This window comes from Paractinoplanes polyasparticus (assembly GCF_019710575.1).
In the GTDB taxonomy this organism is placed as follows: domain Bacteria; phylum Actinomycetota; class Actinomycetes; order Mycobacteriales; family Micromonosporaceae; genus Actinoplanes; species Actinoplanes polyasparticus.
The window spans coordinates 443,872-466,539 of record NZ_JAHWFK010000007.1; the positions used below are offsets into that span (position 1 = coordinate 443,872).

Below are 22,668 nucleotides of genomic sequence, written 5' to 3' on the forward strand. Positions count from 1 at the left end.
GGTCTTGGCCGTGCGGGGAAGGAAGCGGCCGTCCGGGCCACGCCGGCGGCTGGTGGGGGTCCGGGGCGAGGTGTGCATCGCACCATCATCGCCGGTTTCGCCGGAACGTGAAACGGACACAGCTGCACCGTTTCAGTCGACCCCGGGAATTCTCACCTGGCGGACGTGGCCGTCCGCCCCGGCCTCGATGGCGACCCGCTGTCCCAGACGCAGTTTCCGCAGCCCGGAGGCGTCGAAGGCGGGCGCGTCGAAAGCCAGCTCAGTGCCGTCGTCGAGCAGCAGAGTGCCGCTGCGGGAGGTGGGGTCGAAGGTCGCGACGGTGCCCTGCATGGCCTTGACGCTACCGGTCAGGCGGCGGAGACGCAGGCCACCTTGAGTCCCACGTCACGCAGCAGGGCACAGGTGTGCTCGCCGGCGCCCAGGCCGAGGACGGTGCGCAGGTCGCCCGGGGTGTCGACGTCCTGCCGCAGGCCGGGCCAGTCGCCCCCGAGCGGGCGCGCGCCCGAGCCGGCGTGGGCGGCCGCCGAACCGACGCCGAACCGCGGGTCGAGCGGCTCGCCGGGCGGCACTGCCAGCAGGACCGTCCCGCTGCCGGCGGCGTCGGCCACGAACGCGCGGCCGGGCCGGGCGGCAGCCAGCGCCGCGTCGAGCTCTGCGGAGCGCAGCGCGGGCAGATCGCCGGCCAGCACGGCGCGGTGGGCGCCGAGCCCGGCGATTTCGTCGGCGCCGTAACGCATGGCCTCGTTGAGCCCGGCGGCCGGTCGGTCGGGCACGACGCGGGCGCCCAGGGCGGTGACGGCCGCGGCCGTCACCGGGTCGTCGGTCACCACCAGCAGCTCGGCCACGGCCGGAGCGGCCAGGACGGCGGCCGCCGTGTCGCGCACCATGGCCAGCGCGAGATCGCCGTGCCGGGCGGCGGGCACGGCGCCGCGCAGCCGGCTCTTCGCGGCCGTCAGCCGCTTCACCGGCATGACCGCCACCCAGTCGCCCGTAGTCATCGTCACCAGTGTGCCAGCGGGCCGGTAAGGACCCCTACCTGGTACCGCAGGCTTCGAGCAGGCATGATTTCGACGCAGGCACGACGACCAGGGCGACGGGGAACCGTTGCCCGAGCAGGGCAGGAGGAGCCGTGGCACACCGCAGGCTCGGATTCTGGCGGAGTTTCGCGGCGGCACTGGTGATTCCTGTGCTCAAGGTCTGGACCAGCCGGACCTGGCTCGGCACGGAACACATCCCGCGGTCCGGCGGCGTGATCATCGCCCCGAACCATGTGTCGCATTTCGATCCGGTCATCGTCGGCTACTACATCTTCAGCGCCGGCCGGTGGCCCCGTTTCCTGGGCAAGGCCAGTCTGTGGAAGGTGCCGTTGCTCGGCGGCTTTCTCCGCAAGGTCCAGCAGATCCCGGTGGAACGCGGCAGTGTCGAGGCCGTGAAGTCCCTCGACGTGCTGGTCGACGCGCTCCAGCAGGGCGGCGTCGTGGTGATCTATCCCGAGGGCACGACCACCCGCGAGCCCGACCTGTGGCCGATGCGGGGCAAGACCGGCGCGGCCCGGCTGGCCCTGGTCACCGGCGCGCCGGTGGTCCCGGTGGCCAACTGGGGGGCCGAGCGCATCTTCGATCCCCGCACCAGCAAACTGCGATTCCGGCGTACGCCGGTCACGGTGACCGCCGGTCCGCCGGTCGACCTGAGCCGGTGGCACGGCACGACCCCGACCCGGCAGGTGCTCGAGCAGATGACCGACGCGATCATGCACGACATCAGCCTGCTCGTCGGCGAGCTGCGCGGCGAGCAGCCGCCGGCCGCCCTCTACGACCGCCCGCGCCGCCAGGCGCCCAGCGCCGGTGACGCCGGATGAGCCGGGCCGCGGTGATCGGGGCCGGCGCCTGGGGCACGGCCTTCGCCAAGATGCTGGCCGAGGCCGGCGCCGACGTCACCATGTGGGCCCGCCGCGAGGCGGTCGTCACCTCGATCCGCGACCACCACCTCAACGAGAGCGCGCTGCCCGGGCTCAAGCTGCCCGAGCGCATCACCGCCACCGGCGACCTGGCCGAGGCCGTGTCCGGCGCCGGAATAGTGGCGATCGCCGTGCCGTCGCAGACGCTGCGCGGCAACCTCGCCGAGTGGGCAAGCGCGTTCGAAGCCGACTCGACGATCGTCTCGCTGATGAAGGGCATCGAGCTCGGCACGACCAAACGGATGAGCCAGGTCATCGTCGAGACGGCCCGGGTCGACGCGTCCCGGGTGGTGGTCGTCTCCGGGCCCAACCTGGCGCCCGAGATCGCCGCCGAGCAGCCGGCCGCCACGGTGGTGGCCGGCGCCGACGCCGACCGGTGCCGGGCCGTGCAGCACGCGATCGCGCTGCCCTACATGCGTCCCTACACGAGCGAGGACGTGGTCGGCTGCGAGCTGGGCGGGGCCGTCAAGAACGTGATCGCCCTGGCCTACGGCATGGCGGCGGCGATGAAGCTGGGCGACAACACCAAGGCGTCGCTGATCACCCGCGGCCTGGCCGAGACGGCCCGGCTGGGGGTGGCGCTGGGCGCCGACCCGCTCACCTTCGCCGGCCTGGCCGGGCTGGGCGACCTGGTGGCGACGTGTTCGTCGCCACTGTCACGCAACCGCACCTTCGGCGAGCAACTGGGCCTGGGCAAGACTCTGGAGCAGGCGCAGGCGGCCGCCCGGCAGACGGCCGAGGGCGTCAAGAGCTGCCTGGCGATCCGCGACCTGGCCCGCGCGCACGGGGTCGAGATGCCGATCACCGAGCAGGTCGAGCGGGTGTGCCACGAGGGTGTGGACCCGCGGGTCGCGGTGAAACTGCTGATGGGTCGGGAGATGAAGCCGGAGTGAGCGAGCTGAGCTACAGCGACGGAACCAGGGTTGTGCACGCGGGACTGCCCGAGGCCGAGGCGGGCGACCCGTTCCTGCCCGGCCCGGTCTTCGCCGCGCCCTACCACCTCGACCCGGAGCAGGGGCAGGTCGGCGACAACGGCTACGGGCGGCCCGACAACCCGACCCGGCGCCTGCTCGAGTCGGCGATCGGCCAGCTCGAGGGCGGCCGGACGCTGACGTTCGCCAGCGGTCAGGCGGCGATCACCGCTCTGCTGCTCTCTGTGCTCCGCAGCGGCGACACGGTGGTCCTGCCCTCCGACGGCTACTTCACGGTCCGCAGCTTCGCCGAGAGCACCCTTCGCGACCTGGGTGTGACGACGGTGCTGGCGCCGACCGCCGGTCCGTTCCCCGACTTCGCCGGCGTACGCCTGGTGTTGCTGGAGACCCCGGCCAACCCCGGCCTCGACGTCTGCGACATCGCCGAGGTCGCCGCGGCCGCGCACGCCACCGGCGCGCTGGTGGCCGTCGACAACACCACCGCCACGCCGCTCGGCCAGAACCCGCTGGCGCTCGGAGCCGACGTGGTCGTCGCGTCCGGCACGAAGGCGCTGACCGGCCATTCCGACGTGCTCCTGGGCTACGTCGCCACCAACGACCCGGCGCTGTTCGACAAGGTCGAGACGTGGCGCAAGCACACCGGCGCGGTTCCCGGCGCCTTCGACGCGTGGCTGGCCCACCGCTCGATCGCCACGCTCGACCTGCGCCTGGCCCGCCAGAGCCAGAACGCGGCGGCGGTGGCGGCCCTGCTGAGTGGCCGGGCCGACGTGACCGGGGTGCGCTGGCCGGGTCTGAACTCCGACCCGTCGTACGCCGTGGCGTCCCGCCAGATGCGGCGCATCCCCGGCGTGGTCTCGTTCGACCTGGGCGACGCGCAGCGGGTGGCCCGCTTCCTGACGGCAGCCGAGCTGGTCTTCGCGGCCACGTCGTTCGGCGGCGTCCACACCACAGCCGACCGCCGCGCTCAGTGGGGCGACGACACGCCCGCCGGCTTCATCCGCCTGTCGTGCGGCATCGAGGACACGGTCGACCTGCTGGCCGACCTGACCGCCGCCCTCGACGAGGCCTGACCCGCCACGGCCCCCGGTGATCCACTGGCCGGGGGCGGACGGGATACCGTGCCCGGGTGAGTTGGGACAGCTTCTCCGGTGACCAGGTAGCCGCCATGACCCAGGGCGAGAGCTTCTTCGCCGCCCCGGGGGAGCGCGAGTGCCCCTCGTGCGGGGACAAGAGTCTCCGCGCTTATGTCACCGCGCCCGAGAACGCCCGCCGCCCCACCCTCGTGAGCTACGTCTGGTGCTCGTCGTGCCGCAAGTTCGTCGGCACCCGGGCCAAGCACCCCGAGGGGCTCGTCTTCAGCGACCCGCTGGCCGCTCTGCCGTCCACCGAGCGCCGCGAACTGGAGCGCAGCCTGGTCGGCTTCCTCGACCACCTCGACACCCTCTGGGACAACGGCACCCTGCCCCAGACCTTCGCCGCCTGAAGTCGGTCAGGACGTCTTGGACCAGAGTGCGTCCAAGGGGAGCACCGACGTGCCGTCGTCGGATCGAAATGCCAACGCCCCGGTGTACAACACCACAGCCGCGGCGAGCCGCTCACCGAGCCGGGCGCGCAGCGCTCTGATGCCGGCCAGGTCGGACTTGCAGGCTTGGATTCCGCATTTTGCAGGTCGGCGACCGATCTCATGAGCCGGCGGCCGGGCTCGGCCGCGACCGAGGACGGCGCGAAGCCCGCTCGATAGGCGGGTGCTGATCCACGCCGCGTACGTATTGATTTCGATCTTCCACGCTTCTATGGTTCATTACATGAGTAATGAACCAACGTAGGGAGGGTCGCGTGTTCAACGACCGCAGCCCGATCTACCTGCAGATCGCCGACGGCATCAAGAACGACATCCTCAGTGGTTCCCTCCGGGAGGACGAGCAGGTCATGTCCACCAACCAGTACGCGGCCTTCTATCGCATCAACCCGGCCACCGCGGCCAAGGGCTTCGCCCAGCTGGTCGACGAGGGGGTTCTCTACAAGAAGCGGGGGATCGGCATGTTCGTCAGCCCGGACGCACCCGGCAAGCTGCGCGCGGCCCGGCGGGAACGCTTCTTCGCCGAGGCGCTCGAGCCGGTGCTCGACGAGGCGGATCGGGTCGGCATCAGCATCGACGAGATCACGCACTACCTGGGGAGCCGGCGATGATCGAGATGCGGGGTGTGACCATCCGCTACGGCGACACCGTGGCCGTCGACGACGTGCATCTCACGCTGCCGACCGGCAAGATCTACGGGTTGCTGGGGCGCAACGGGTCGGGCAAGACCAGCTTGCTCAGCGCGCTGGCCTCCTACCGGCGCCCGAACCGGGGCACGGTTCTGGTCGACGGGGTCGAGGCGTTCGAGAATCCGCGGGTCATGCGGAGCACGGTGTTCGTCCGCGACACGCTCGACCTGAACGACTCGGACCGGGTGCGCACGGCGCTCGACGTCGCGGGCTGGCTGCGGCCGACCTGGGACGCGGAGTACGCGCTCAAGCTGCTCGACATCTTCGAGCTCGACAGCCGCAAGCGCGTCTCGGCCCTTTCCCGGGGCCAGCGCTCGGTTGTCGGGGTGGTGCTCGGGCTGGCCGCGCGGGCGCCGCTGACCATCCTCGACGAGTCCTATCTGGGCATGGACGCGGTGGCCCGCACCCTGTTCTACCGTGAGCTCCTGGCCGACTACCTGTCCCACCCGCGCACGGTCATCCTCTCCACCCACCTCATCGAGGAGGTGGCCGATCTCTTCGAGCGCGTCGTCATCATCGACCGCGGCCGGATCCTGCTGCACGACGAGACCGACGCGCTGCGCGGGCGCGGGGTCACCGTCACCGGACCGGCCGAGCGGGTCACCGCCTTCGCCGCCGGGCACACGGTGCTGGGGGAGCAGAGCCTCGGCGGCGTACGCGCCCTGACCCTGGACGGCCGGCTCGAGCCCGGCGAGATCGCCCGGGGCGAACAGGCGGGCCTGACGTTCGGACCGCTCGGGCTCCAGGACCTGTTCGTGCACCTCACCTCGCAGCGGCTGGAGGCTTCCCGATGAGTGTCGTCACGTCCCTGCTCCGGCTCTGGCGGCCGATGATCCTCTGGTTCGCCGCCATCCTGGTCGCGGTCGAGGTGGTCGCGGTGGCCGCGATCTCGGCCGCGGGCCCGGTGCGGTTCAGCTTCTGGTTGGTCGTCGCGGGCGCGGCCGCCCTCTACTGGCCGCTGGTCGCCGGCATCCTGCTGGTCAGCATGTTCTTCCGGATCTTCATGGCCAACGGGATGACCCGGCACGAGTTCCTGCGCGGGATGGCCCTGTTCGCCCTGGGCGTCACGGTCGTGTTCCCGGCCGTGGTCGTCGTCGGGCACGCCGTCGAGAGCGTCGTCCTCGGCCTGGCCGGCCACCGGGCCGAGAGCTACCCCGTTTTCCGGTTCGGCGAGGCAGCGGCCGAGTACTTCCATCTGCTGCCGGCCACGGCGGGCTTCGTCACGTCAGGCATCCTGATCACGGCCGGGTTCTACCGGTTCCGGCCGTGGATCGGCGTGCTGTTGATCGCGCCCGGCTCGCTACCGGGGCTGGCCGGCAACGGGCTGATCGAGGTCGACGACTCCGGTCAGCTGACCGCCCGGCTTCCCTACGCGGTCGCGCTGACCGTGGTCGCTGTCGCGGTCGTGCTGGGCTGTGTCGCGACGCACCGGCTGCTCCGCGACGTCGCCGTCAAGCGATCGGCGACGTAGCGGCGATCAGGCCGTACGCCGCGACGGATGCGAGGCCGCGAAGTCGTACAGCCAGTCCTGGGTGATCGGCATCTCGGTGCCGCCGGTCACCCGGCTCAGCGCCTCGCCGGGGGCGATGCCCAGCAGCACCAGCGTCGTGCAGGCCAGCAGCGTCGAGCGGCCGATGCCGCCGAAGCACTGGGTCACGACGAAGCGGCCGGAGCGCACCTGGCCGGCCAGCTTCGTCGCCAGCGCGACGACCTGGACGGCCTCGTCGCGCGGGACGCCGCCGTCCGGCACCGGGAACGACAGGAACTCCAGCCCGTACGCCGCGGCCGCCGACGCGGTGTCGCCGAAGCCCAGCCGGTGCTGTTCGGTGGTGGTCAGGGCCGAGACGACGACGTTCACCCCGGCGCGGGCGAGCGCGCCGAGTTGTTCGACCGGCCAGGCGTCAGCGCGCGGGTGCGCGATGGTCGCGAGTTGCCCGGGCCCCGGCCCGGCGATCACGTGGAGTGCTGCTCTCATGAACTGCCCGTTCCCCTGTCCCGGCCCCGAGGCCGGGTGATCCCGCGAGTGGCTAACGCAGAGTAGGGTTCCCCCCGGCATGCCCGCTAGCGAGAGGCCCAAAGAAAGTGACGACCCCTCGGAAAACCCGTGTCGCGATCGTCTTCGGCGGTCGCAGCAGCGAACACGGGATCTCGTGCGTGAGCGCCGGCAGCATCCTGCGCGCGCTCGACCCGGACCAGTACGAGGTGCTCCCGGTCGGCATCACCCGTGCGGGCCGCTGGGTGGTCGCCGGTGACGACCCGTCCACGTTCGCCATCGCCGACCGGACGCTGCCCGAGATCACCGCGGCCAGCGGCAGCGCGGTCGTGCTGGCGGCCGACCCGACAGCCACCGAGCTCATCGTGCGCGAGCCCACCGACGGCATCTCGTCGCTGGCCGGCGTCGACGTGGTCTTCCCGGTGCTGCACGGCGCGTACGGCGAGGACGGCACCATCCAGGGCATGCTCGAGATGGCCGGCCTGCCCTACGTGGGCGCCAACGTCTTCGCCTCGGCCGCGGCCATGGACAAGGAATTCACCAAGAAGCTCGCGCTGGCCGAGGGCATCCCGGTCGGCCCGTACGCGGTTCTGCGCGCCGGTGTCTCCCTCAGCGAGGGAGACAAGGAGCGCTTGGGCCTGCCGGTTTTCGTGAAGCCGGCCCGGGCCGGCTCCTCGCACGGCATCACCAAGGTCACCGACTGGGCCGAGCTCGACAAGGCCGTCGCCGTCGCCCGCGAGATCGACCCCAAGGTGCTCGTCGAGGCCGCGATCGTGGGCCGCGAGATCGAGTGCGGCGTGCTCGAGAGTGAGGCCGGCGGCGCCCCCGAGGCGTCCCTGCTGGCCGAGATCCACGTCGGCGACGCCGACTGGTACGACTTCGAGACCAAGTACATCGACGGCGGCCGGTACGACATCCCGGCCGACCTGCCGGCCGAGGTGACCCGCCAGGTGCAGGAGTACGCCCGCCGCACCTTCACCGCCCTCGACTGCGCCGGCCTGGCCCGGGTCGACTTCTTCGTCACGGCCGACCACCAGGTCTACCTCAACGAGATCAACACGATGCCCGGCATGACGCCGACGTCGATGTTCCCGCTGATGTGGGCGGCCACCGGCCTCGAATACCCCAAGGTCGTCGACCGGCTGATCCGCACCGCCCTGCGCCGCGGATCCGGCCTGCACTAGCCCTTGCAGCCGCTGGGCACGCCCTTGGTCGTCGACTTGACCGTCTTCACCACCGGCTCGGAGAACTCGTTGGCCCACTGGCCGGTCTGGTTGTAGCTGCCGGGCACGCTCACCTGCACGGCGACCTCACGGTCCATCGTGGTGAAGACGTCGGTGGCCGGGCCGTCCTCGGCCCACCAGCAGACCCCGTCCATCGCGAGCATCGTCGCGTCGAGCGGCACGCAGCCGGCATGGCCGCCGTCGACCCGCTCGCACATGGTCGGCTGGGTCACCCCGCACTGCAGGGTGACCGGCGGCTCACCCCAGGCCGCGTTCTGCTCGGGGCCGGCGGTCACCTTGCGGCCGGGCAGGCCCCGGAGCTCGGTGGGCAGCTGGGAGGTCACGGCCAGGCAGACCTGGGTCGTACGGGCGTCGAGCTCGGGTGCGGCCAGCTTCACCGGGGTGGACGGCACCGCGACCGGCGCCGAGGCGGACGGCGCCGCGGCCGTCCCGCCGTCCTGCGGCGTGATCTGCCAGAAGGCCACCAGGCCGACGAGCACGGCGACGGGAACGGCGATCACCGTGGCCCACAGGGCCGCACCCCGCGTCGCCGGGTCCGTTTTCTTCGATTTCGCCGGGGGAGTCTCCACGTCGACCATGGTCAGAGGTTTACCACGGAGCAGGTAAGGGTTCGCATGATGCCGGGTACGTACTGGACTTTGCTCACAATGAGGCCGCCGAGGTCGTCAACCGTGTGCGCCTCGGCCAGAACCACCACGTCGTACGGGCCGGTGACCGCGTCGACGCGCACGACACCAGGAATTTTGCCGATCGCGGCGGCCACGTCATGGGCCCTTCCGACCTCGGTCTGGATCAGGATGTATGCCTGTACCACGCTCCGACTCCATTCCGCCTCCGCCGTAACCCGAACGTGAAAACTACCGTAAGGATCCGCGCGACAGCGGGCCGCATCAGGAACGAAAGGCCACTCAAGTGAGCATCGCCGAGGCCGGGGAGTTCGGGCTCATCGCCCGGGTAGTCGCCCGGCTCGAGAACGGTCCGACGACACTGCTCGGTCCCGGCGACGACAGCGCCATCGTCGCCGCCCCCGACGGACGGATCGTGGCCTCCACCGATGTCCTGGTCGAGGGCCGTCATTTCCGCCGCGACTGGTCCTCCGGGGCCGACGTGGGCCACCGGGCGGCCGCCGCCAATCTGGCCGACATAGCGGCCATGGGAGCGGTGCCGACAGCCCTGTTGGTCGGTTTGTGCGCGCCCACGGATCTCGAGGTGAGCTGGGCCGAGGAGTTGGCCGGTGGGCTCTCCGACGAGGCCGCCAAGGTCGGTGCGGCGGTGGTGGGCGGGGATACGTCGTCCAGCCCGACGCTGACCATCGCGGTGACCGCCCTGGGCGACCTGGGCGGGCAGGCGCCCGTGCTGCGCAGCGGGGCCCAGCCCGGCGACGTCATCGCGCTGGCCGGTCGGATCGGCTACGCGGCGGCGGGCTACACGGTGCTCTCGCGGGGATTCCGTACGCCGAAAGCCCTGGTCGAGGCCTACCGGCGTCCCGACGTGCCGTACGCGGCGGGCCCGGCCGCGGCCCGGGCCGGCGCCACCTCGATGATCGACGTCTCCGACGGCCTGCTCCAGGACCTCGGCCACATCGCCCGGGCCAGCGTGGTCGGGGTCGACGTGCGCACCGAGTCGTTCGAGGTCTCGGGCCAGATGCTCGACGCCGCGACCGCGCTCGGCGTCGACCCGTTGCAGTGGATCCTGGGTGGTGGCGACGATCACGCCCTGGCCGCGACGTTCCCGCCCGGCGCCGAGCTTCCGCCCGGCTGGCAGGCGATCGGCGTGGTGCACGAGGGCACCGGCATCACCGTCGACCGCAAACCGTGGAGCGGCCCGCTGGGCTGGGACCACTTCCGCTGATTACGCTGGCCCGTTGTGCACGAAATCAAGATCAGGCAGGCCGACTACACCGAGCCGTCCGTCCGGGCGCTGCTCGTCGACGTGATCGCCGAGCTCTCCGAGCGGTACGGGGGCTCCGGCGACGACACACCCATCGCCGACGAGGATTTCGCCCCGCCCAACGGCGCGTTCTACGTGGCCGACGACGGTGAGCGCCTGGTGGCCTGTGCCGCCTGGCGCCGCCACGGTGACGACGCCGAGCTCAAGCGCATGTTCACCGCCAGGTCAGCCCGCGGCCGTGGCCTCGGCCGCCGCATGCTCGCGGCGATCGAGGCGTCGGCCCGCGTGGCCGGCTGCCGCCGCGTGATCCTGGAGACCGGCGACCGGCAGCCCGAGGCGATCGCCCTCTACGAGTCGGCCGGCTACGAGCGCATCGAGGATTTCGGGTATTACCGAGGCCAGGACGGCGTGCTCTCGTACGCGAAGAAGCTGTAGAAAGACGAATAACCCCTCGGCCCACGCGGGCCGAGGGGTTCATCGCAAGACTGGATCAGGCGCGGACGACCTTGCCGGCCTTGATGCACGAGGTGCACACCTTGAGCTTCTTGGTCGTGCCACCACCGGCGGGGGTGCGCACCGACTGGATGTTCGGGTTCCAGCGGCGGTTGGTCCGCCGGTGCGAGTGGGACACGTTGTGGCCGAAGCCCGGTCCCTTGCCACAGACGTCGCACACGCTAGCCACGGGTAACTCCTGAGTCGAAAAAGAGAACTTGAGGGCGCCCAGCGAACACCGCCGCGCAGGCAACCCGGCAAGGTTACCCGATGCCTGCCCCGAACAGCGAATCGCCCCCAACCAACCCACCCCGCCCGACCAGGGGGCGGGCCCGACCGTACGCCTCGGCGGGCCCAGCGGGCCGAGTTGTCCACAGGCACGGACGGTCGCGACGAGAAGTTGTCAGTGGTGGTCAGTACGATTTTGGCGTGCTCGAGACGCTGGACGCCGCAGCCGTCCGCCGCTGGTGCGGCGGCGGCCTGAGGGCGCTGCGGGCCCACCAGCGCGAGATCGACGAGCTGAACGTCTATCCCGTGCCCGACGGCGACACGGGCACCAACCTGGTGCTCACCCTCACCTCGGCCCAAGAGGCGCTGGAGGCGCTCGAACCGGCCACGCCCGAGGCGGCGGCCCCGGGCGGCGCCCTGCGCCGCATGGCCCGGGGCGCGCTGCTGGGCGCGCGGGGCAACTCCGGCGTGATCGTCTCGCAGATCCTGCGCGGCATGGCCGACAGCGTCGCCGCCGGCGCTGCCGTCCGCGGCGCCGGCGGCGCTGCCGTCCGCGGCGCCGGGCTGGCCCGGGCGCTGCGGTCCGCCTCCGAGGCCGCCTACGCCGCCGTCGCCCGTCCGGTCGAGGGCACGGTGCTCACCGTGGCCGCGGCGGCCGCCGACGCCGCGTCCCGCCTCAAGTCCGACGACCTGCTCGCCGTGGCCCGCGCCGCCGCCCGGGCCGCGGCTGAGGCGCTGGCCCGCACCCCCCAGCAGCTTCCCGCCCTGGCCCGGGCCGGCGTGGTCGATGCTGGCGGCCGCGGCCTGGTCGTCCTGCTCGAGGCCCTGGTAGAGGCGCTGTCGCCGGCCACCCGCTCTTCGTCCACGTCCGCCGGCCAAGAGCGTGGTAACGAGCCGCCGCTGCCGCCCGCAGCCATCGTCGATGACAGGCACGGCGCATCTCACGCATACGGGGGCGGTGTCGCCGACGCAGACGGGCGTGGAGATGCCCGGCGTGAGGGCTCGTGGGGCTACGAGGTGCAATATCTGCTCGACGCCGAGGCGGCGGCGGTCGACGGGCTCCGGCTCGAGCTGGGGGCTCTCGGCGACTCGCTCGTGGTGGTCGGCTCCGGTGACCCGGGCATCGCCACCTGGAACGTGCACGTCCACGTGCCCGCGGCCGGCATCGGGCCCGCCATCGAGGCCGGCGTCCGGGCCGGGCGGCCCCACGGCATCACGGTCACCCCGCTCGACGAGCACCAGCACGCCCACACCCTCGGTGAGGCGGCCGAGCGCGCCGCCGTCGTGGTGGCCGCGGGCGACGGTCTGACCGCGCTCTTCGAGGCCGAGGGGGCCACCGTCGTCGGCCGCAACCCGTCGACGCGCGAGATGCTGGCCGCCGTCCAGGCCTCCCGGGCCCGCTGCGTCGTGCTCCTGCCCAACGACGCCAACACTCAGGCCGTCGCACTCTCCGCCGCGCGCGAGGCCGAGGCGGCCGGTCTGCGGGTCAGCGTCGTCCCCACCCGCTCCCCGGTGCAGGCGCTGGCCGCGCTGGCCGTCCGTGATCCCCGGCGGCCCTTCGCCGACGACGTCATCGCCATGGCCGAGGCGGCCGGCGCCTGCCGGTACGGCGAGGTCTGCACCGCCCGGCGCGACTCCCTGACCGTCGCCGGTCCGTGCCGGGCGGGCGACCTGCTCGGCCTGGTCGACGGCGAGGTGCACGTCATCGGCGACGACCTGGCCGAGGTCAGCGCCCGCCTGCTCGACCGGATGCTGGGCGGCGGCGGTGAGCTGGTCACCCTCGTCCTCGGGGCCGACGCCCCGGCCGCGCTCGAGGGGACTCTGCGGGCGCACGCCGGACGCGTCTGGCCCTTCGCCGAACTGCAGTGCTACACGGGCGGGCAACCCCGCTACCACCTGCTGGTTGGAGTGGAATGAGCGACACGAGAACCACCACCGACACCCCGCTCGAGCAGGTGCTGAAGAAGAACGACGCCAAGGCGCTGGCCACCCACCTCGACCTGCACACCGCGGGCGACCTGATCTATCACTTCCCGCGCCGCTACGACGAGCGCGGCGAAGAGACCGCCATCCACGGGCTGCAGATCGGCGAGCAGGCCACCGTGCTCGCCCAGATCCAGTCGGTGGCGGTCAAGCCGATGCGCCAGCGCCGCGGCAACATCCTCGAACTGACCATCGGCGACGAGTCCGGCGCCACCCTCACCTGCACCTTCTTCGGTCAGGCGTGGCGCGAGCGCGAACTCAAGCGGGGCCGCTGGGGGCTGTTCGCGGGCAAGGTCTCCGACTTTCGCGGCAAGCGCCAGCTGGTCAGCCCGGCATACCAACTGCTCGCCGCCGACGCCACGCACGACGAGGCGGCCGAAGAGATCGAGGAGTTCGCGGGCGCCCTGATCCCGGTCTATCCGGCGGCCCAGGCCGTGCCCACCTGGGTCATCGCCCGCTGCGTCCGCACCCTGCTCGAGACGTTCGAGCCGCCCGCCGACCCGCTGCCGGCCACCGTGCGGGCGAAACGCAACCTGGGGTCCATCGGCAACGCCCTCCGCGAGATCCACCGACCGAGTTCCAAAGAGGCCCTGTACGCCGCGAAATACCGCCTCAAGTGGGATGAAGCCTTCGCCGTCCAGCTCACCCTGGTGCAGCGCCGGGCCCGGGCCGCCGCCGCGCCCGGCCGCGCCCGCCCGCGCATCGAGGGCGGCATCCTGGCCAAGTTCGACGCGAGCCTTCCGTACGAGCTGACCGAGGGCCAGGCCGCGGTGGGCGAGGAGATCGCGGCCGACCTGGCCCGTCCCCACCCCATGCACCGGCTGCTGCAGGGCGAGGTCGGCTCGGGCAAGACCCTCGTCTCGGTGCGCGCGATGCTCCAGGTCGTCGACTCCGGTGGCCAGGCCGCCCTGCTCGCGCCGACCGAGGTGCTGGCCACCCAGCACTACCGCAGCATCGGCGCGCAGCTGGGCGCCCTGGGCCGGGCCGGCGAGATCGACGGCGACCCCGCGGGCACCCAGCTCACCCTGATCACCGGCTCGCTCGGCGCCGCCGCCCGCCGCGCCGCGCTGGCCAAGGTGGCCGACGGCACGGCCGGCATCGTGATCGGCACGCACGCCCTGCTCTACGAGGGGGTCGACTTCCACGACCTGGGCCTGGTGGTCGTCGACGAGCAGCACCGGTTCGGCGTCGAGCAGCGGGACGCCCTGCGCGCCAAGGCCGCCAAACCGCCGCACGTGCTGGTCATGACGGCCACCCCGATTCCCCGTACGGTCGCCATGACCGTCTACGGCGACCTCGAGACTTCCGTGCTGTCGCAGCTCCCGCGGGGCCGCTCGCCGATCGCGTCGCACGTCGTGCCGCCCGAGAAGCCGGCCTTCCTCGACCGCGCCTGGCGCCGGTTGCGCGAAGAGGTCCAGGCGGGCCATCAGGCGTACGTGGTCTGCCCGCGCATCGGCACGGCCGAGGGCGACGAGGAAGAGCCGCCCGGCGACAACGAGCCGGCCCGCCGTCCGCCCCTGGCCGTGCTCGAGGTCGCGCCGATCCTCGAGGAGGGTCCGCTGCACGGCCTGCGCATCGGGGTGCTGCACGGCAGGCTGCCGGCCGACGAGAAGGACGCGGTGATGCGCAAGTTCGCCGCGGGCGACCTCGACGTGCTGGTGGCGACCACGGTGATCGAGGTCGGCGTCGACGTGCCCAACTCCACAGTCATGGTCATCATGGACGCCGACCGGTTCGGCGTCTCCCAGCTGCACCAGCTGCGGGGCCGGGTCGGCCGGGGCTCCGCGGCCGGCATCTGCCTGCTGGTCACCGAGTCGGTCGAGGGCACCGCGGCCCGTGAGCGCCTCGCCGCCGTGGCCTCCACCACCGACGGCTTCAAGCTCAGCGAGATCGACCTGGAACAACGCCGCGAGGGCGACGTGCTGGGCGCCTCCCAGTCCGGCAAGCACTCCCACCTGCGCCTGCTGTCACTGATCAGCGACGCGAAACTGATCACGGAGGCCCGCGCCGAAGCCTCCGAGCTGGTCGGTGACGACCCCGACCTGACGAAATACCCGGCGCTGGCGGCCTCGGTGGCCGCGCTGGTCGACGAGGACCGGGCCGAATACCTCGAGAAGGGGTGAGGCCGGTTGGCGGCACCGACGCCACCGGCCGGCCGTTGACTACACCGTGCGGCGGAGGCCGTCCGGGCTGAGGGGAGCAGTGATGATCCTGCACATCGTGCCGCGCGCCGCCTGGGAGTCGGCGCAGACGGCGGGCGTCTACGAGGGCGACACCCTGGCCACCCAGGGCTTCATCCACTGCTCCACCGAGCAACAGGTCCACATTCCCGCCACCGCGCTGTTCCGCGGCCGCGACGACCTGCTGCTGCTGGTGATCGACGAGTCCCGCCTCCCCGTCCCGATCACCTGGGAGCAGGGCGACCCGCCGGCCGCCGACGGCAGCCCCTTCCCGCATCTGTACGCGGCCCTGCCGCTCGACGCGGTGGTCGCGGTCGAGGAATACCGCCCCGGGCCGGACGGCGCCTTCGAGCCGCCGCAGCTCGGAGCGCAGCCGGAGCTCTGATCGGCCGCATCCCCGGCACACCGCACTCCGGGCAAGCTGCATTCCGGGCACACAAGAAAGGGCGCGCCGACCTCGGTCGGCGCGCCCTTCTCATGCTTGCTGTCAGGCGGTGAACTTCACCTTGCGGCGACGGGCCAGGATGAAGAGCACGGCCCCGGCGACCAGCAGGATGGCCGCGCCACCGGCGATGCTGCCGGCGACCGGACCGGTGACGGGCAGGCCGCCACCCTCACCCGGGGACGACTCGGTCGGAGTCGGCGTCGGGGTGGCGTCGCAGTCCTCGGGCTTCTGGGCATCCCAGTCGATCGCCTCGCCGGACTCGCCGTTCTCGGACGGGACGACCTTCAAGCCCTTCTCGCCCTTGAAGGCGACCGAACCCTTGTCGCCCGCCTTGACGGTCAGCGACTTGGGCTCGCCCTTGTTCGGGGTGAAGGTGGCGGTGATCGTCTCGTCGCCCTTGGTGTTGTCGATCGTGAAGATCAGCTCGTCACAGGTGGCCTCGAAGTAGCGGGAGGCGTTGTCCTCCTTGCAGTCCTCGGGCTGCTTCCACTCGCCCTCGGCCACCGGCTTGTCGCTGTTGGCCTCGGTGACGACGATCTTCTTGGCGTTCTTGGCCGGAACCTCGACCGTCGCCGGCTCGCCGCCGGCCGCGACCGTCACGTCCTTCTTGAAGCCCTCGGAGCCCTCGATCGTGAACTTCGCGTCGGCCTTGGCCTCGGCGCCGTTCGACAGGGTGACCGTCACGCCGTCACAGTTGGAGACGAGCTTGGCGTCCGGCTTCGGGGCGTCCTTCGAGCAGACGCCGTCGAACTCGACCGTGCCGGTCTGCGGCTCCCACTCGGTGTACTCGTTGTCCCACTTGGCCTGGACGGTGAGCGAGGCCGACTCGGCGTCGCCCGGAACCCGCTGGCTGCCCTTGAGCGTCTCTTCGTCCTTGTAGGGGAAGGCCGGGTCGGCGTCGTCCGGGGTGTGGGCGATGCCGTCGACCGGGTGACCCTCGGGGGTGGACTCGACGCGCACGAAGCGGAAGGCCTTGGCGTGGCCCTCGGAGGTGGCATCGACCGACCAGTCGACAACCCATTCACCGGTGGCGGTGTCACACGTGGCGGTGCCCTTGACGGTGCTGTGGTGCGCACTGGCGGGCGAGGCGAAGAACGCGACACCGGCGAGGCCGATGAGCGTTCCCGCGGCTACGGCAGTCGCACGCCGCAGCTTGGACTTCAGCAGGTTCACGCCTACTCCTGTCTGGGGAAATCAGGGGTACGGCGCAAGGAGGCGGGCGGGCCGATCGCCGGCGGTAAAGGGGCGATGGCCTGCGGCGACGCCTCCCCACGTCGCGGCCGACAATCGGTGGAATGTCGGCAACAGCGCCTGACCATAGCGACTTATGGAAATCTGGGAAATCCCTCAGAGCCGCTTAAAGGTGTTGATGCGCATCCGTGATTTTGCATCGACGGATCGCTCACGTATCGACGCTCTCCGTGTGCACCGGCTGCGGATTTGTTCACTCTTTCGGTGCGTTCGGTAAGTGGTGAAGTAGCTTCGAGTCGTGTTCACCGCAGAGCCGCGCGAGCGCTCATGACCAGGATCATCGCGGGCGCGCACGGCGGCCGCCGACTGTCCGCTCCGGCCGGTGCGCTGACCCGGCCCACCACGGATCGCGTCCGTGAGGCGTTCTTCAGCGCCCTCGACTCCATGATCGACCTGACCGACGCCCGGTTCGCCGACTTTTACGCCGGTTCCGGAGCGGTCGGGCTGGAGGCACTCTCGCGCGGGGCCGCGCATGCCCTTCTGGTCGAGGGGGACGCCCGGGCTGCGCGCACGATCCGCGACAACATCGTGACGCTGCGCGTCGGCAGCGCCGCTCGGCTGGTCACGGGCAAGGTCGCCCAGGTCGTCGCCGGCCCGCCCGACGGGGGGCCGTACGACGTCGTGTTCGCCGATCCGCCGTACGAGGTGAGTGACCGCGACCTCATCGACGTGCAGCAATCTCTGATCGACTTCGGGTGGCTGGCCCCGGACGCCGTGGTGGTGCTCGAGCGGGCCACCCGTGGGGGCGCGGTGACCTGGGTGGACGGCATCACTGCCGACCGCAGTCGGCGTTACGGGGAGACCACGCTTTGGTACGGTCGCCGATCATGAGACGAGCGGTGTGTCCCGGCTCCTTCGACCCGGTCACCAACGGCCACCTCGACATCGTCGGCCGGGCCAGCCGGCTGTTCGACGAGGTGATCATCGGGGTGCTGATCAACCAGTCGAAGACGGGCCTCTTCACGATCGAGGAGCGGATCGAGATGCTCGGCGAGGCCACCGCCTCGTACGAGAACGTCCGGGTCGCCTCGTTCCACGGCCTGCTCGTCGATTTCTGCCGGTCCCAGGGCGCGGCCGTGGTGATCAAGGGCCTCCGGGCGGTCAGCGACTTCGACTACGAGTTGCAGATGGCGCAGATGAACATCGGGTTGTCCGGCGTGGAGACGCTCTTCATGCCGACCAACCCGCTCTACTCTTTCCTCTCGTCGAGCCTCGTCAAGGACGTCGTGAAGTGGGGCGGCGACGCCTCGGCGTACGTTCCGGACTTCGTCGGCGAGCGCCTGCTGACCCGTCTCAAGCAGAACTGACGGCGCCGGGGCGGATCGACGCGCCGGTGCCGGAACGGCGCGGCGACGGCGGTGACGCAGTAACGTGATCGCACCACGCTGAGTGGCGTGTCGGAACGCCTTCAGTCCGGTTCAGGGTTGCGGGCGGGGCGGCTGGATGGAGGAGTGAGTACCGGTGGATCCGCTCGACCGCATCGACGAGATCATCGAGCTCGTGCAGGAATCGCGCTCCGTGCCCATGTCACGGACCAATTTCATGTACGACCGGAACGAGATGATCGAGCGCCTCGAGGACCTGCGCGCCGAGCTCCCGTCCGAGCTGCGCAAGGCGGCCGCCGTGCTCGACGAGCGCGACCGCATCATCGAGGCCGGTCGCCGCGAGGCCGACCGGATCATCAGCGAGGGTGAGACGGAACACGCCCGGCTGGTCTCGGTCAACGAGATCACGGTCTCGTCCGAGCACGAGGGCGCCCGGATCGTGGCCGAGGCCCGCACCGAGGCCCAGCGCCTGCGCGACGAGGTCGACGACTACGTCGACACCGCGCTCGCCAACTTCGAGCAGTTCCTGACCCGGGCCCTGGCGTCGATAGAGCGCGGCCGTGACAAAATGCACGCGCTGCGCGAGATCGGGACCTTCCAAGGGGAAGACGCGGAGCGCCCTCTGCCGTTCTAGAGGGGTGCGAGAACCCCTGATTCGACGGTACGGCGGCAGCTCAGGTAACCTTTCCTGTCGGCCTACCCATGGCTGAGGAATAACGATGCCCAAGTCACCACAGTCACACCTGGACCCCAGGCAGCCGCTCGTCGTCGACACGACGAAACTTCCACGGCAGCCTGGCGCGACGCGTGCCCTGAAAAGGGTGATCCCGGCACCGAAGGACCTCGGTCTGGAGCTGGTCTCGGTCCCCGAGGGGTCGGACGTCGAGCTCGATCTGACGCTCACGTCGGTCTCCGAAGGGGTCTATGTCAGCGGCAACGTCCGCGGCTCGCTCACCGGCGAGTGCGGCCGCTGCCTCAACGAGATCAACGAGTCCTTCGTCGTCAAGATCGCGGAGCTGTTCGCCTACGCGGACAGCACCACCGAGGAGACGACGGACGAGGACGAGGTGGGCCGGATGCAGGGCGACCTGCTCGACCTGGAACCGGCGTTGCGGGACGCGGTAGTGCTGATGCTGCCGACCAACCCGCTGTGCCGGCCGGACTGTCCCGGTCTGTGCCCCGAGTGCGGGGTGCACTTCGACGACCTTCCGGCCGATCACAGCCACGAGGCCGTGGACGCCCGCTGGGCCGCTTTGCGCACCATTTCGACTGAGCCGTCCAAGACGGCTTCGCCGCAGCAAGATTCTGAGGAGTAGGTACCGTGGCCGTCCCCAAGCGCAAGATGTCGCGCAGCAACACCCGGTCCCGCCGGGCGAACTGGAAGGCGACCGCGGTCCAGACCGTGGCCTGCCCCCAGTGCAAGTCGCCGAAGCTGCCGCACACCGCCTGCTCGGTCTGTGGCACCTACAACGGCCGTCAGGTCCTCGAGGTCTGAGCCGCGCTTAAGTGACGCGCCCGAATTCCGGGCGGGTCGCGCCTGAGCTACGGCGACCGATCGGTGCCGCGGCTTCCGGACAGCTGACTGTCGGGGAGCCGGGCACCGCGCGGATCGCCGTCGACCTCCTCGGCGGGGACCACGCTCCCGCCGTCGTGGTTGACGGCGCTCTGCTCGCTTGTCAGGCCGATCCGGCCCTACACCTGCTTCTCGTCGGCCCGCTCGAAGCTGCCGGCGAGGTTCTTGGCGCCCTGCCGCCGGGCGATCGCGCCCGGATCAGCACGCTGCCCATAGCTCCCGGCGATCGTGTGGAGAGCTGGGTCGAGTCCGGAGTGCGGTCGGCCGTGCTCGCCGTCGCCCAAGGCACCGCCGACGCTGTCCTCTCGGCCGGCAACACCGGTGCCACCGTGACCTCGGCCGCGCTCGGCCTGGGCCGCCGTCCCGGCGTGCGCCGCCCGCCGCTGGCCGCCGTCCTGCCCACCGCCGCCGGCCGGCTGGTGCTGCTCGACGTGGGTTCCTCCGTCGATCCCGACGAAGAGACGGTCGTCATGCACGCCCGGCTCGGTTCCGCGTACGCATCGGTGGTCCACGGGGTGTCCGAGCCCCGCGTCGGGCTGCTGACCATCGGCACCGAGCGCGGCAAGGGCGACCGCCTGCGCCGCGCCCTTCCCGCCCTGCTGGCCGGCCTCGAGCTGCCCGGCGGCGGGCGCTACATCGGTCTCGTCGAGGGCAACGACGTGGTCACCGGCACGGTCGCCGACGTGGTCGTAACCGACGGTTTCACCGGCAACGTGCTGCTCAAGGGGCTCGAGACGGCGTACGCCGAACTGGGCCCACCCCACCACCACGGGCGCCCGCCCGACGGCGACAGCCCGCCCCGCGCCGCGCTGCTGCTCGGCGTCCGGGGCACCGTGGTCGTCTGTCACGGCGCCGCCTCCGGCCCGGATCTCGCCGCCGGCATCGCTTTCGCCGCCCAGCTTCACCGCCGAGCCGCGATCGCGGCGATGGCCGAGATGATCGAAACACAATGAGGTGTTCCATGAGTGACAAGCGTCGCCGGCCGTCGACCCTGCCGCTGGAGGAGTCCTTCGGCGTCCCCGTCGAGCCCGACCTGCTGGAGCGCGCCCTCACCCACCGTTCCTACGCGTACGAGAACGGCGGCCTGCCGACCAACGAGCGCCTCGAGTTCCTGGGCGACTCCGTGCTCGGCGTCGTGATCACGTCGGCGCTCTTCCACAACCACCCCGACCTGCCCGAGGGCCAGCTGGCCAAGCTGCGGGCCAGCGTGGTCAACATGCACGCGCTGGCCGACGTGGCCCGTGGCCTCGGGCCGGAAGGACTCGGCCGGTACCTGCTGCTGGGCAAGGGCGAGGAGACGACCGGCGGGCGCGACAAGGCGAGCATCCTGGCCGACACGCTCGAGGCGCTGCTGGGCGCGATCTATCTGGAGCACGGCCTGGACGTGGCGGCCGAGGTGATCCACCGGCTGTTCGACCCGCTGATGGCCGAGTCGGCCGGCCGCGGGGCCGCGCTCGACTGGAAGACCAGCCTGCAGGAGCTCACCGCGGCCCTCGGCCTCGGCGTGCCCGACTATGTGATCGAGGACTCCGGCCCCGACCACGCCAAGACGTTCACGGCCTGGGTGGTGGTGGCCGGCGAGCGCTACGGCGGTTCCGAGGGGCGCAGCAAGAAGCAGGCCGAGCAGCGGGCCGCCGCGGCCGCCTGGCGCATCCTGACCGAGCGCACCAGCGAACCCGACGGCAGCCTGCTGGACAAGTCCGAGGACGACAACGGCCAGTGAGCCGCACCGTGGAACAGGACGCCGAACAGACCCAGCGCCCCCGGCTCTGGGATCTGGCGGGCGCCTGGCGCGGGGTCGGCCTCGCGGTCGGCATCTTCGCGCTGACCCGGATCGCGCAGCTCATCATCCTGGGCTGGTTGGACGCCGCCGACGACGACCCGGTCGGGATCCGGCAGCGCCTGCTGGTCTGGGACGCGGGCTGGTTCCTGCGGGTCGCCGTCGACGGCTATCCGCACGGCTACACGTACGAAGCGGGCGTGCTGCAGGGCAACGAGCTGGCCTTCTTCCCGGTCTACCCGATGCTCATCCGGCTCGTGGCGGGGCTCGGCTTCGAGGCGCACACGGCCGCGCTGGTGGTCAGCTGGCTGGCGTCGATCGGCGCCGCGGTCGCGGTGCACCTGCTTGGCACCTCGCTGCACAACAAGCGGACCGGGTGGGCGCTGGTCGCCATCTGCTTCAGCGCGCCCGTCTCGATCGTCTTCTCCATGGCGTACTCCGAGGGGATCTTTCTCGCCCTTGTGGCCGGAATGCTGGTCGTCGCGCACCGGCGCGTGTGGTGGGCGGCCGGACTGCTGGGGCTGCTCACCGCGTTGACCCGTCCGACCGGCGCCGCCGCGGCCGTCGCCCTGGCCGTGGCCGCCCTGATGGCGGTTCGCGAGTCCCGCGCGAAGGCGTGGCAGCCGATCACGGCCGCGGTCGTCGCGCTGGCCGGGGTGCCGCTCTTCCTCGCCTGGGTGGGCTGGCGGGTCGGCGACCCGGCGGCGTGGTTCCGCATCCAGGCCGCGGGCTGGGGCACCGCCTTCGACTACGGGTCGAGCACGGTGTCCTTCGTGGCCTCGACGCTGAGCACGGGCGACGGCTGGGTGCCGGTCAGCGTCGCCCTCATCCTGCTGGCCGCTCTGGCCGCGGCCGGGGTCGCGCTGGCCCAGCGGCCGTGGCTGCCGCTCGCCGTCTACGGCGTGATCGCGATGGTGCTCGTCTACGGCCAGGCCGGGTTCTACCACTCGAAGCCTCGGCTGCTGGTCCCCGTACTGTTGACGCTGTTGCCGGCCGCGGTGGCCGCCGCCCGGGCCCGCCCGCGCGTCGCCGTGGCATCGATTGTGGCGTGGGCCCTGTTCGGTCTGTGGTACGGCGCCTATCTCGTCACCGTCTGGCCCTACACCTTGTGAGTGAGAAGGAGTCGC

27 protein-coding genes and 1 pseudogene are annotated in these 22,668 nt (G+C 71.6%); 21 read left to right on the top strand and 7 right to left on the bottom strand.

The annotated features are described in order from the left end of the window. Nucleotides 1–132: 132 nt before the first annotated feature. A complete protein-coding gene (locus KXC43_RS50705; RefSeq protein ID WP_255643829.1) occupies nucleotides 133–330 on the bottom strand; it encodes a cold-shock protein in 198 nt (65 codons plus the stop codon). Between the two features lie 17 nt (nucleotides 331–347). Continuing rightward, nucleotides 348–998, bottom strand: coding sequence for a 2-phospho-L-lactate guanylyltransferase (gene cofC / locus KXC43_RS11460; protein ID WP_255643830.1), 651 nt, complete (start codon nucleotides 996–998; stop codon nucleotides 348–350). Between the two features lie 131 nt (nucleotides 999–1,129). Between cofC and KXC43_RS11465 the strand changes: the two genes are divergently transcribed. The 7 genes from KXC43_RS11465 to KXC43_RS11495 all read left to right on the top strand — a co-directional run bounded on the left by KXC43_RS11465 (nucleotide 1,130) and on the right by KXC43_RS11495 (nucleotide 6,628). Next, nucleotides 1,130–1,858 carry a lysophospholipid acyltransferase family protein gene (locus KXC43_RS11465; protein WP_221375956.1) on the top strand — a complete coding sequence of 243 codons (729 nt, stop codon included), beginning with the start codon at nucleotides 1,130–1,132 and terminating at the stop codon, nucleotides 1,856–1,858. After that, nucleotides 1,855–2,850 carry an NAD(P)H-dependent glycerol-3-phosphate dehydrogenase gene (locus tag KXC43_RS11470; RefSeq protein ID WP_221375957.1) on the top strand — a complete coding sequence of 332 codons (996 nt, stop codon included), beginning with the start codon at nucleotides 1,855–1,857 and terminating at the stop codon, nucleotides 2,848–2,850. Before KXC43_RS11465 ends, KXC43_RS11470 begins: the two co-directional genes overlap by 4 nt. Before the next feature lie 5 nt (nucleotides 2,851–2,855). Continuing rightward, the gene (locus tag KXC43_RS11475; protein ID WP_255643917.1) at nucleotides 2,856–3,959 is read left to right on the top strand and encodes a cystathionine gamma-lyase; all 1,104 of its coding nucleotides are present in this window, start codon (nucleotides 2,856–2,858) and stop codon (nucleotides 3,957–3,959) included. A gap of 56 nt (nucleotides 3,960–4,015) precedes the next feature. After that, nucleotides 4,016–4,372, top strand: coding sequence for a hypothetical protein (locus KXC43_RS11480; RefSeq protein ID WP_308129043.1), 357 nt, complete (start codon nucleotides 4,016–4,018; stop codon nucleotides 4,370–4,372). A gap of 353 nt (nucleotides 4,373–4,725) precedes the next feature. Further along, a complete protein-coding gene (locus KXC43_RS11485; RefSeq protein ID WP_221375959.1) occupies nucleotides 4,726–5,079 on the top strand; it encodes a GntR family transcriptional regulator in 354 nt (117 codons plus the stop codon). Continuing rightward, entirely contained in the window at nucleotides 5,076–5,951 is an 876-nt protein-coding gene (locus tag KXC43_RS11490; protein ID WP_221375960.1) for an ATP-binding cassette domain-containing protein, read from the top strand. Before KXC43_RS11485 ends, KXC43_RS11490 begins: the two co-directional genes overlap by 4 nt. Then, nucleotides 5,948–6,628 (top strand): hypothetical protein, encoded by a 681-nt coding sequence (locus KXC43_RS11495; RefSeq protein WP_221375961.1) that lies wholly within the window; start codon nucleotides 5,948–5,950, stop codon nucleotides 6,626–6,628. The genes KXC43_RS11490 and KXC43_RS11495 overlap by 4 nt, the downstream gene beginning before the upstream one ends. A 6-nt stretch (nucleotides 6,629–6,634) precedes the next feature. Here the strand turns inward: KXC43_RS11495 and KXC43_RS11500 are convergent, their stop codons facing one another. Then, nucleotides 6,635–7,132, bottom strand: a complete 498-nt coding sequence (locus KXC43_RS11500) for a protein-tyrosine phosphatase family protein (protein WP_221375962.1) — start codon at nucleotides 7,130–7,132, stop codon at nucleotides 6,635–6,637. A gap of 107 nt (nucleotides 7,133–7,239) precedes the next feature. On the opposite strand from KXC43_RS11500, the gene KXC43_RS11505 reads away from it, so the two are divergent. Next, entirely contained in the window at nucleotides 7,240–8,334 is a 1,095-nt protein-coding gene (locus KXC43_RS11505) for a D-alanine--D-alanine ligase family protein (RefSeq protein WP_221375963.1), read from the top strand. Here KXC43_RS11505 and KXC43_RS11510 read toward each other — a convergent pair. Both KXC43_RS11510 and KXC43_RS11515 read right to left on the bottom strand, forming a co-directional pair. Further along, entirely contained in the window at nucleotides 8,331–8,972 is a 642-nt protein-coding gene (locus tag KXC43_RS11510) for a DUF3515 family protein (protein WP_221375964.1), read from the bottom strand. The genes KXC43_RS11505 and KXC43_RS11510 overlap by 4 nt on opposite strands. 2 nt (nucleotides 8,973–8,974) lie before the next feature. Next, a complete protein-coding gene (locus tag KXC43_RS11515) occupies nucleotides 8,975–9,208 on the bottom strand; it encodes an Lrp/AsnC ligand binding domain-containing protein (RefSeq protein ID WP_133874791.1) in 234 nt (77 codons plus the stop codon). Nucleotides 9,209–9,303: 95 nt separating this feature from the next. Here KXC43_RS11515 and KXC43_RS11520 point away from each other — a divergent pair. After that, a pseudogene (locus KXC43_RS11520) lies at nucleotides 9,304–10,245 on the top strand (thiamine-phosphate kinase); the annotation flags it as partial. Nucleotides 10,246–10,260: 15 nt separating this feature from the next. Continuing rightward, nucleotides 10,261–10,719, top strand: a complete 459-nt coding sequence (locus tag KXC43_RS11525) for a GNAT family N-acetyltransferase (protein ID WP_221375966.1) — start codon at nucleotides 10,261–10,263, stop codon at nucleotides 10,717–10,719. 55 nt (nucleotides 10,720–10,774) lie between these two features. On the opposite strand, the gene rpmB is transcribed toward KXC43_RS11525, so the two are convergent. Beyond that, the gene (gene rpmB / locus KXC43_RS11530; protein ID WP_026207002.1) at nucleotides 10,775–10,966 is read right to left on the bottom strand and encodes a 50S ribosomal protein L28; all 192 of its coding nucleotides are present in this window, start codon (nucleotides 10,964–10,966) and stop codon (nucleotides 10,775–10,777) included. A 239-nt stretch (nucleotides 10,967–11,205) separates the two neighbouring features. Here rpmB and KXC43_RS11535 point away from each other — a divergent pair, with 239 nt between their 5' ends. The 3 genes from KXC43_RS11535 to KXC43_RS11545 all read left to right on the top strand — a co-directional run bounded on the left by KXC43_RS11535 (nucleotide 11,206) and on the right by KXC43_RS11545 (nucleotide 15,552). Continuing rightward, nucleotides 11,206–12,921, top strand: a complete 1,716-nt coding sequence (locus tag KXC43_RS11535) for a DAK2 domain-containing protein (RefSeq protein ID WP_221375967.1) — start codon at nucleotides 11,206–11,208, stop codon at nucleotides 12,919–12,921. After that, entirely contained in the window at nucleotides 12,918–15,110 is a 2,193-nt protein-coding gene (gene recG / locus KXC43_RS11540) for an ATP-dependent DNA helicase RecG (protein WP_221375968.1), read from the top strand. The genes KXC43_RS11535 and recG overlap by 4 nt, the downstream gene beginning before the upstream one ends. Nucleotides 15,111–15,192: 82 nt before the next feature. Beyond that, the gene (locus tag KXC43_RS11545; RefSeq protein WP_221375969.1) at nucleotides 15,193–15,552 is read left to right on the top strand and encodes a DUF952 domain-containing protein; all 360 of its coding nucleotides are present in this window, start codon (nucleotides 15,193–15,195) and stop codon (nucleotides 15,550–15,552) included. Nucleotides 15,553–15,654: 102 nt separating this feature from the next. Here the strand turns inward: KXC43_RS11545 and KXC43_RS11550 are convergent, their stop codons facing one another. Beyond that, nucleotides 15,655–16,785 carry a cell wall anchor protein gene (locus KXC43_RS11550; protein ID WP_221375970.1) on the bottom strand — a complete coding sequence of 377 codons (1,131 nt, stop codon included), beginning with the start codon at nucleotides 16,783–16,785 and terminating at the stop codon, nucleotides 15,655–15,657. Nucleotides 16,786–17,130: 345 nt separating this feature from the next. On the opposite strand from KXC43_RS11550, the gene rsmD reads away from it, so the two are divergent. The 8 genes from rsmD (at nucleotide 17,131) to KXC43_RS11590 (ending at nucleotide 22,653) form a co-directional block, all read left to right on the top strand. Then, nucleotides 17,131–17,694: a 16S rRNA (guanine(966)-N(2))-methyltransferase RsmD gene (gene rsmD / locus KXC43_RS11555; protein WP_221375971.1), complete on the top strand. Its 564-nt coding sequence runs from the start codon at nucleotides 17,131–17,133 to the stop codon at nucleotides 17,692–17,694. Further along, nucleotides 17,691–18,170 carry a pantetheine-phosphate adenylyltransferase gene (gene coaD, locus KXC43_RS11560; protein ID WP_221375972.1) on the top strand — a complete coding sequence of 160 codons (480 nt, stop codon included), beginning with the start codon at nucleotides 17,691–17,693 and terminating at the stop codon, nucleotides 18,168–18,170. The genes rsmD and coaD overlap by 4 nt, the downstream gene beginning before the upstream one ends. 154 nt (nucleotides 18,171–18,324) lie before the next feature. Beyond that, nucleotides 18,325–18,822, top strand: coding sequence for an SPFH domain-containing protein (locus tag KXC43_RS11565; RefSeq protein WP_221375973.1), 498 nt, complete (start codon nucleotides 18,325–18,327; stop codon nucleotides 18,820–18,822). An 85-nt stretch (nucleotides 18,823–18,907) separates the two neighbouring features. Further along, on the top strand, nucleotides 18,908–19,504 hold the full coding sequence (locus KXC43_RS11570) for a YceD family protein (protein WP_221375974.1): 597 nt from the start codon (nucleotides 18,908–18,910) through the stop codon (nucleotides 19,502–19,504). 5 nt (nucleotides 19,505–19,509) lie between these two features. Beyond that, nucleotides 19,510–19,683 (top strand): 50S ribosomal protein L32, encoded by a 174-nt coding sequence (gene rpmF, locus KXC43_RS11575; protein ID WP_221375975.1) that lies wholly within the window; start codon nucleotides 19,510–19,512, stop codon nucleotides 19,681–19,683. Nucleotides 19,684–19,742: 59 nt separating this feature from the next. Next, nucleotides 19,743–20,714 carry a phosphate acyltransferase PlsX gene (locus KXC43_RS11580; protein WP_308129049.1) on the top strand — a complete coding sequence of 324 codons (972 nt, stop codon included), beginning with the start codon at nucleotides 19,743–19,745 and terminating at the stop codon, nucleotides 20,712–20,714. A gap of 8 nt (nucleotides 20,715–20,722) precedes the next feature. Continuing rightward, nucleotides 20,723–21,484, top strand: a complete 762-nt coding sequence (rnc, locus tag KXC43_RS11585; RefSeq protein WP_221375977.1) for a ribonuclease III — start codon at nucleotides 20,723–20,725, stop codon at nucleotides 21,482–21,484. Beyond that, nucleotides 21,481–22,653 carry a glycosyltransferase family protein gene (locus KXC43_RS11590; RefSeq protein WP_221375978.1) on the top strand — a complete coding sequence of 391 codons (1,173 nt, stop codon included), beginning with the start codon at nucleotides 21,481–21,483 and terminating at the stop codon, nucleotides 22,651–22,653. Before rnc ends, KXC43_RS11590 begins: the two co-directional genes overlap by 4 nt. Nucleotides 22,654–22,668 lie beyond the last annotated feature (15 nt).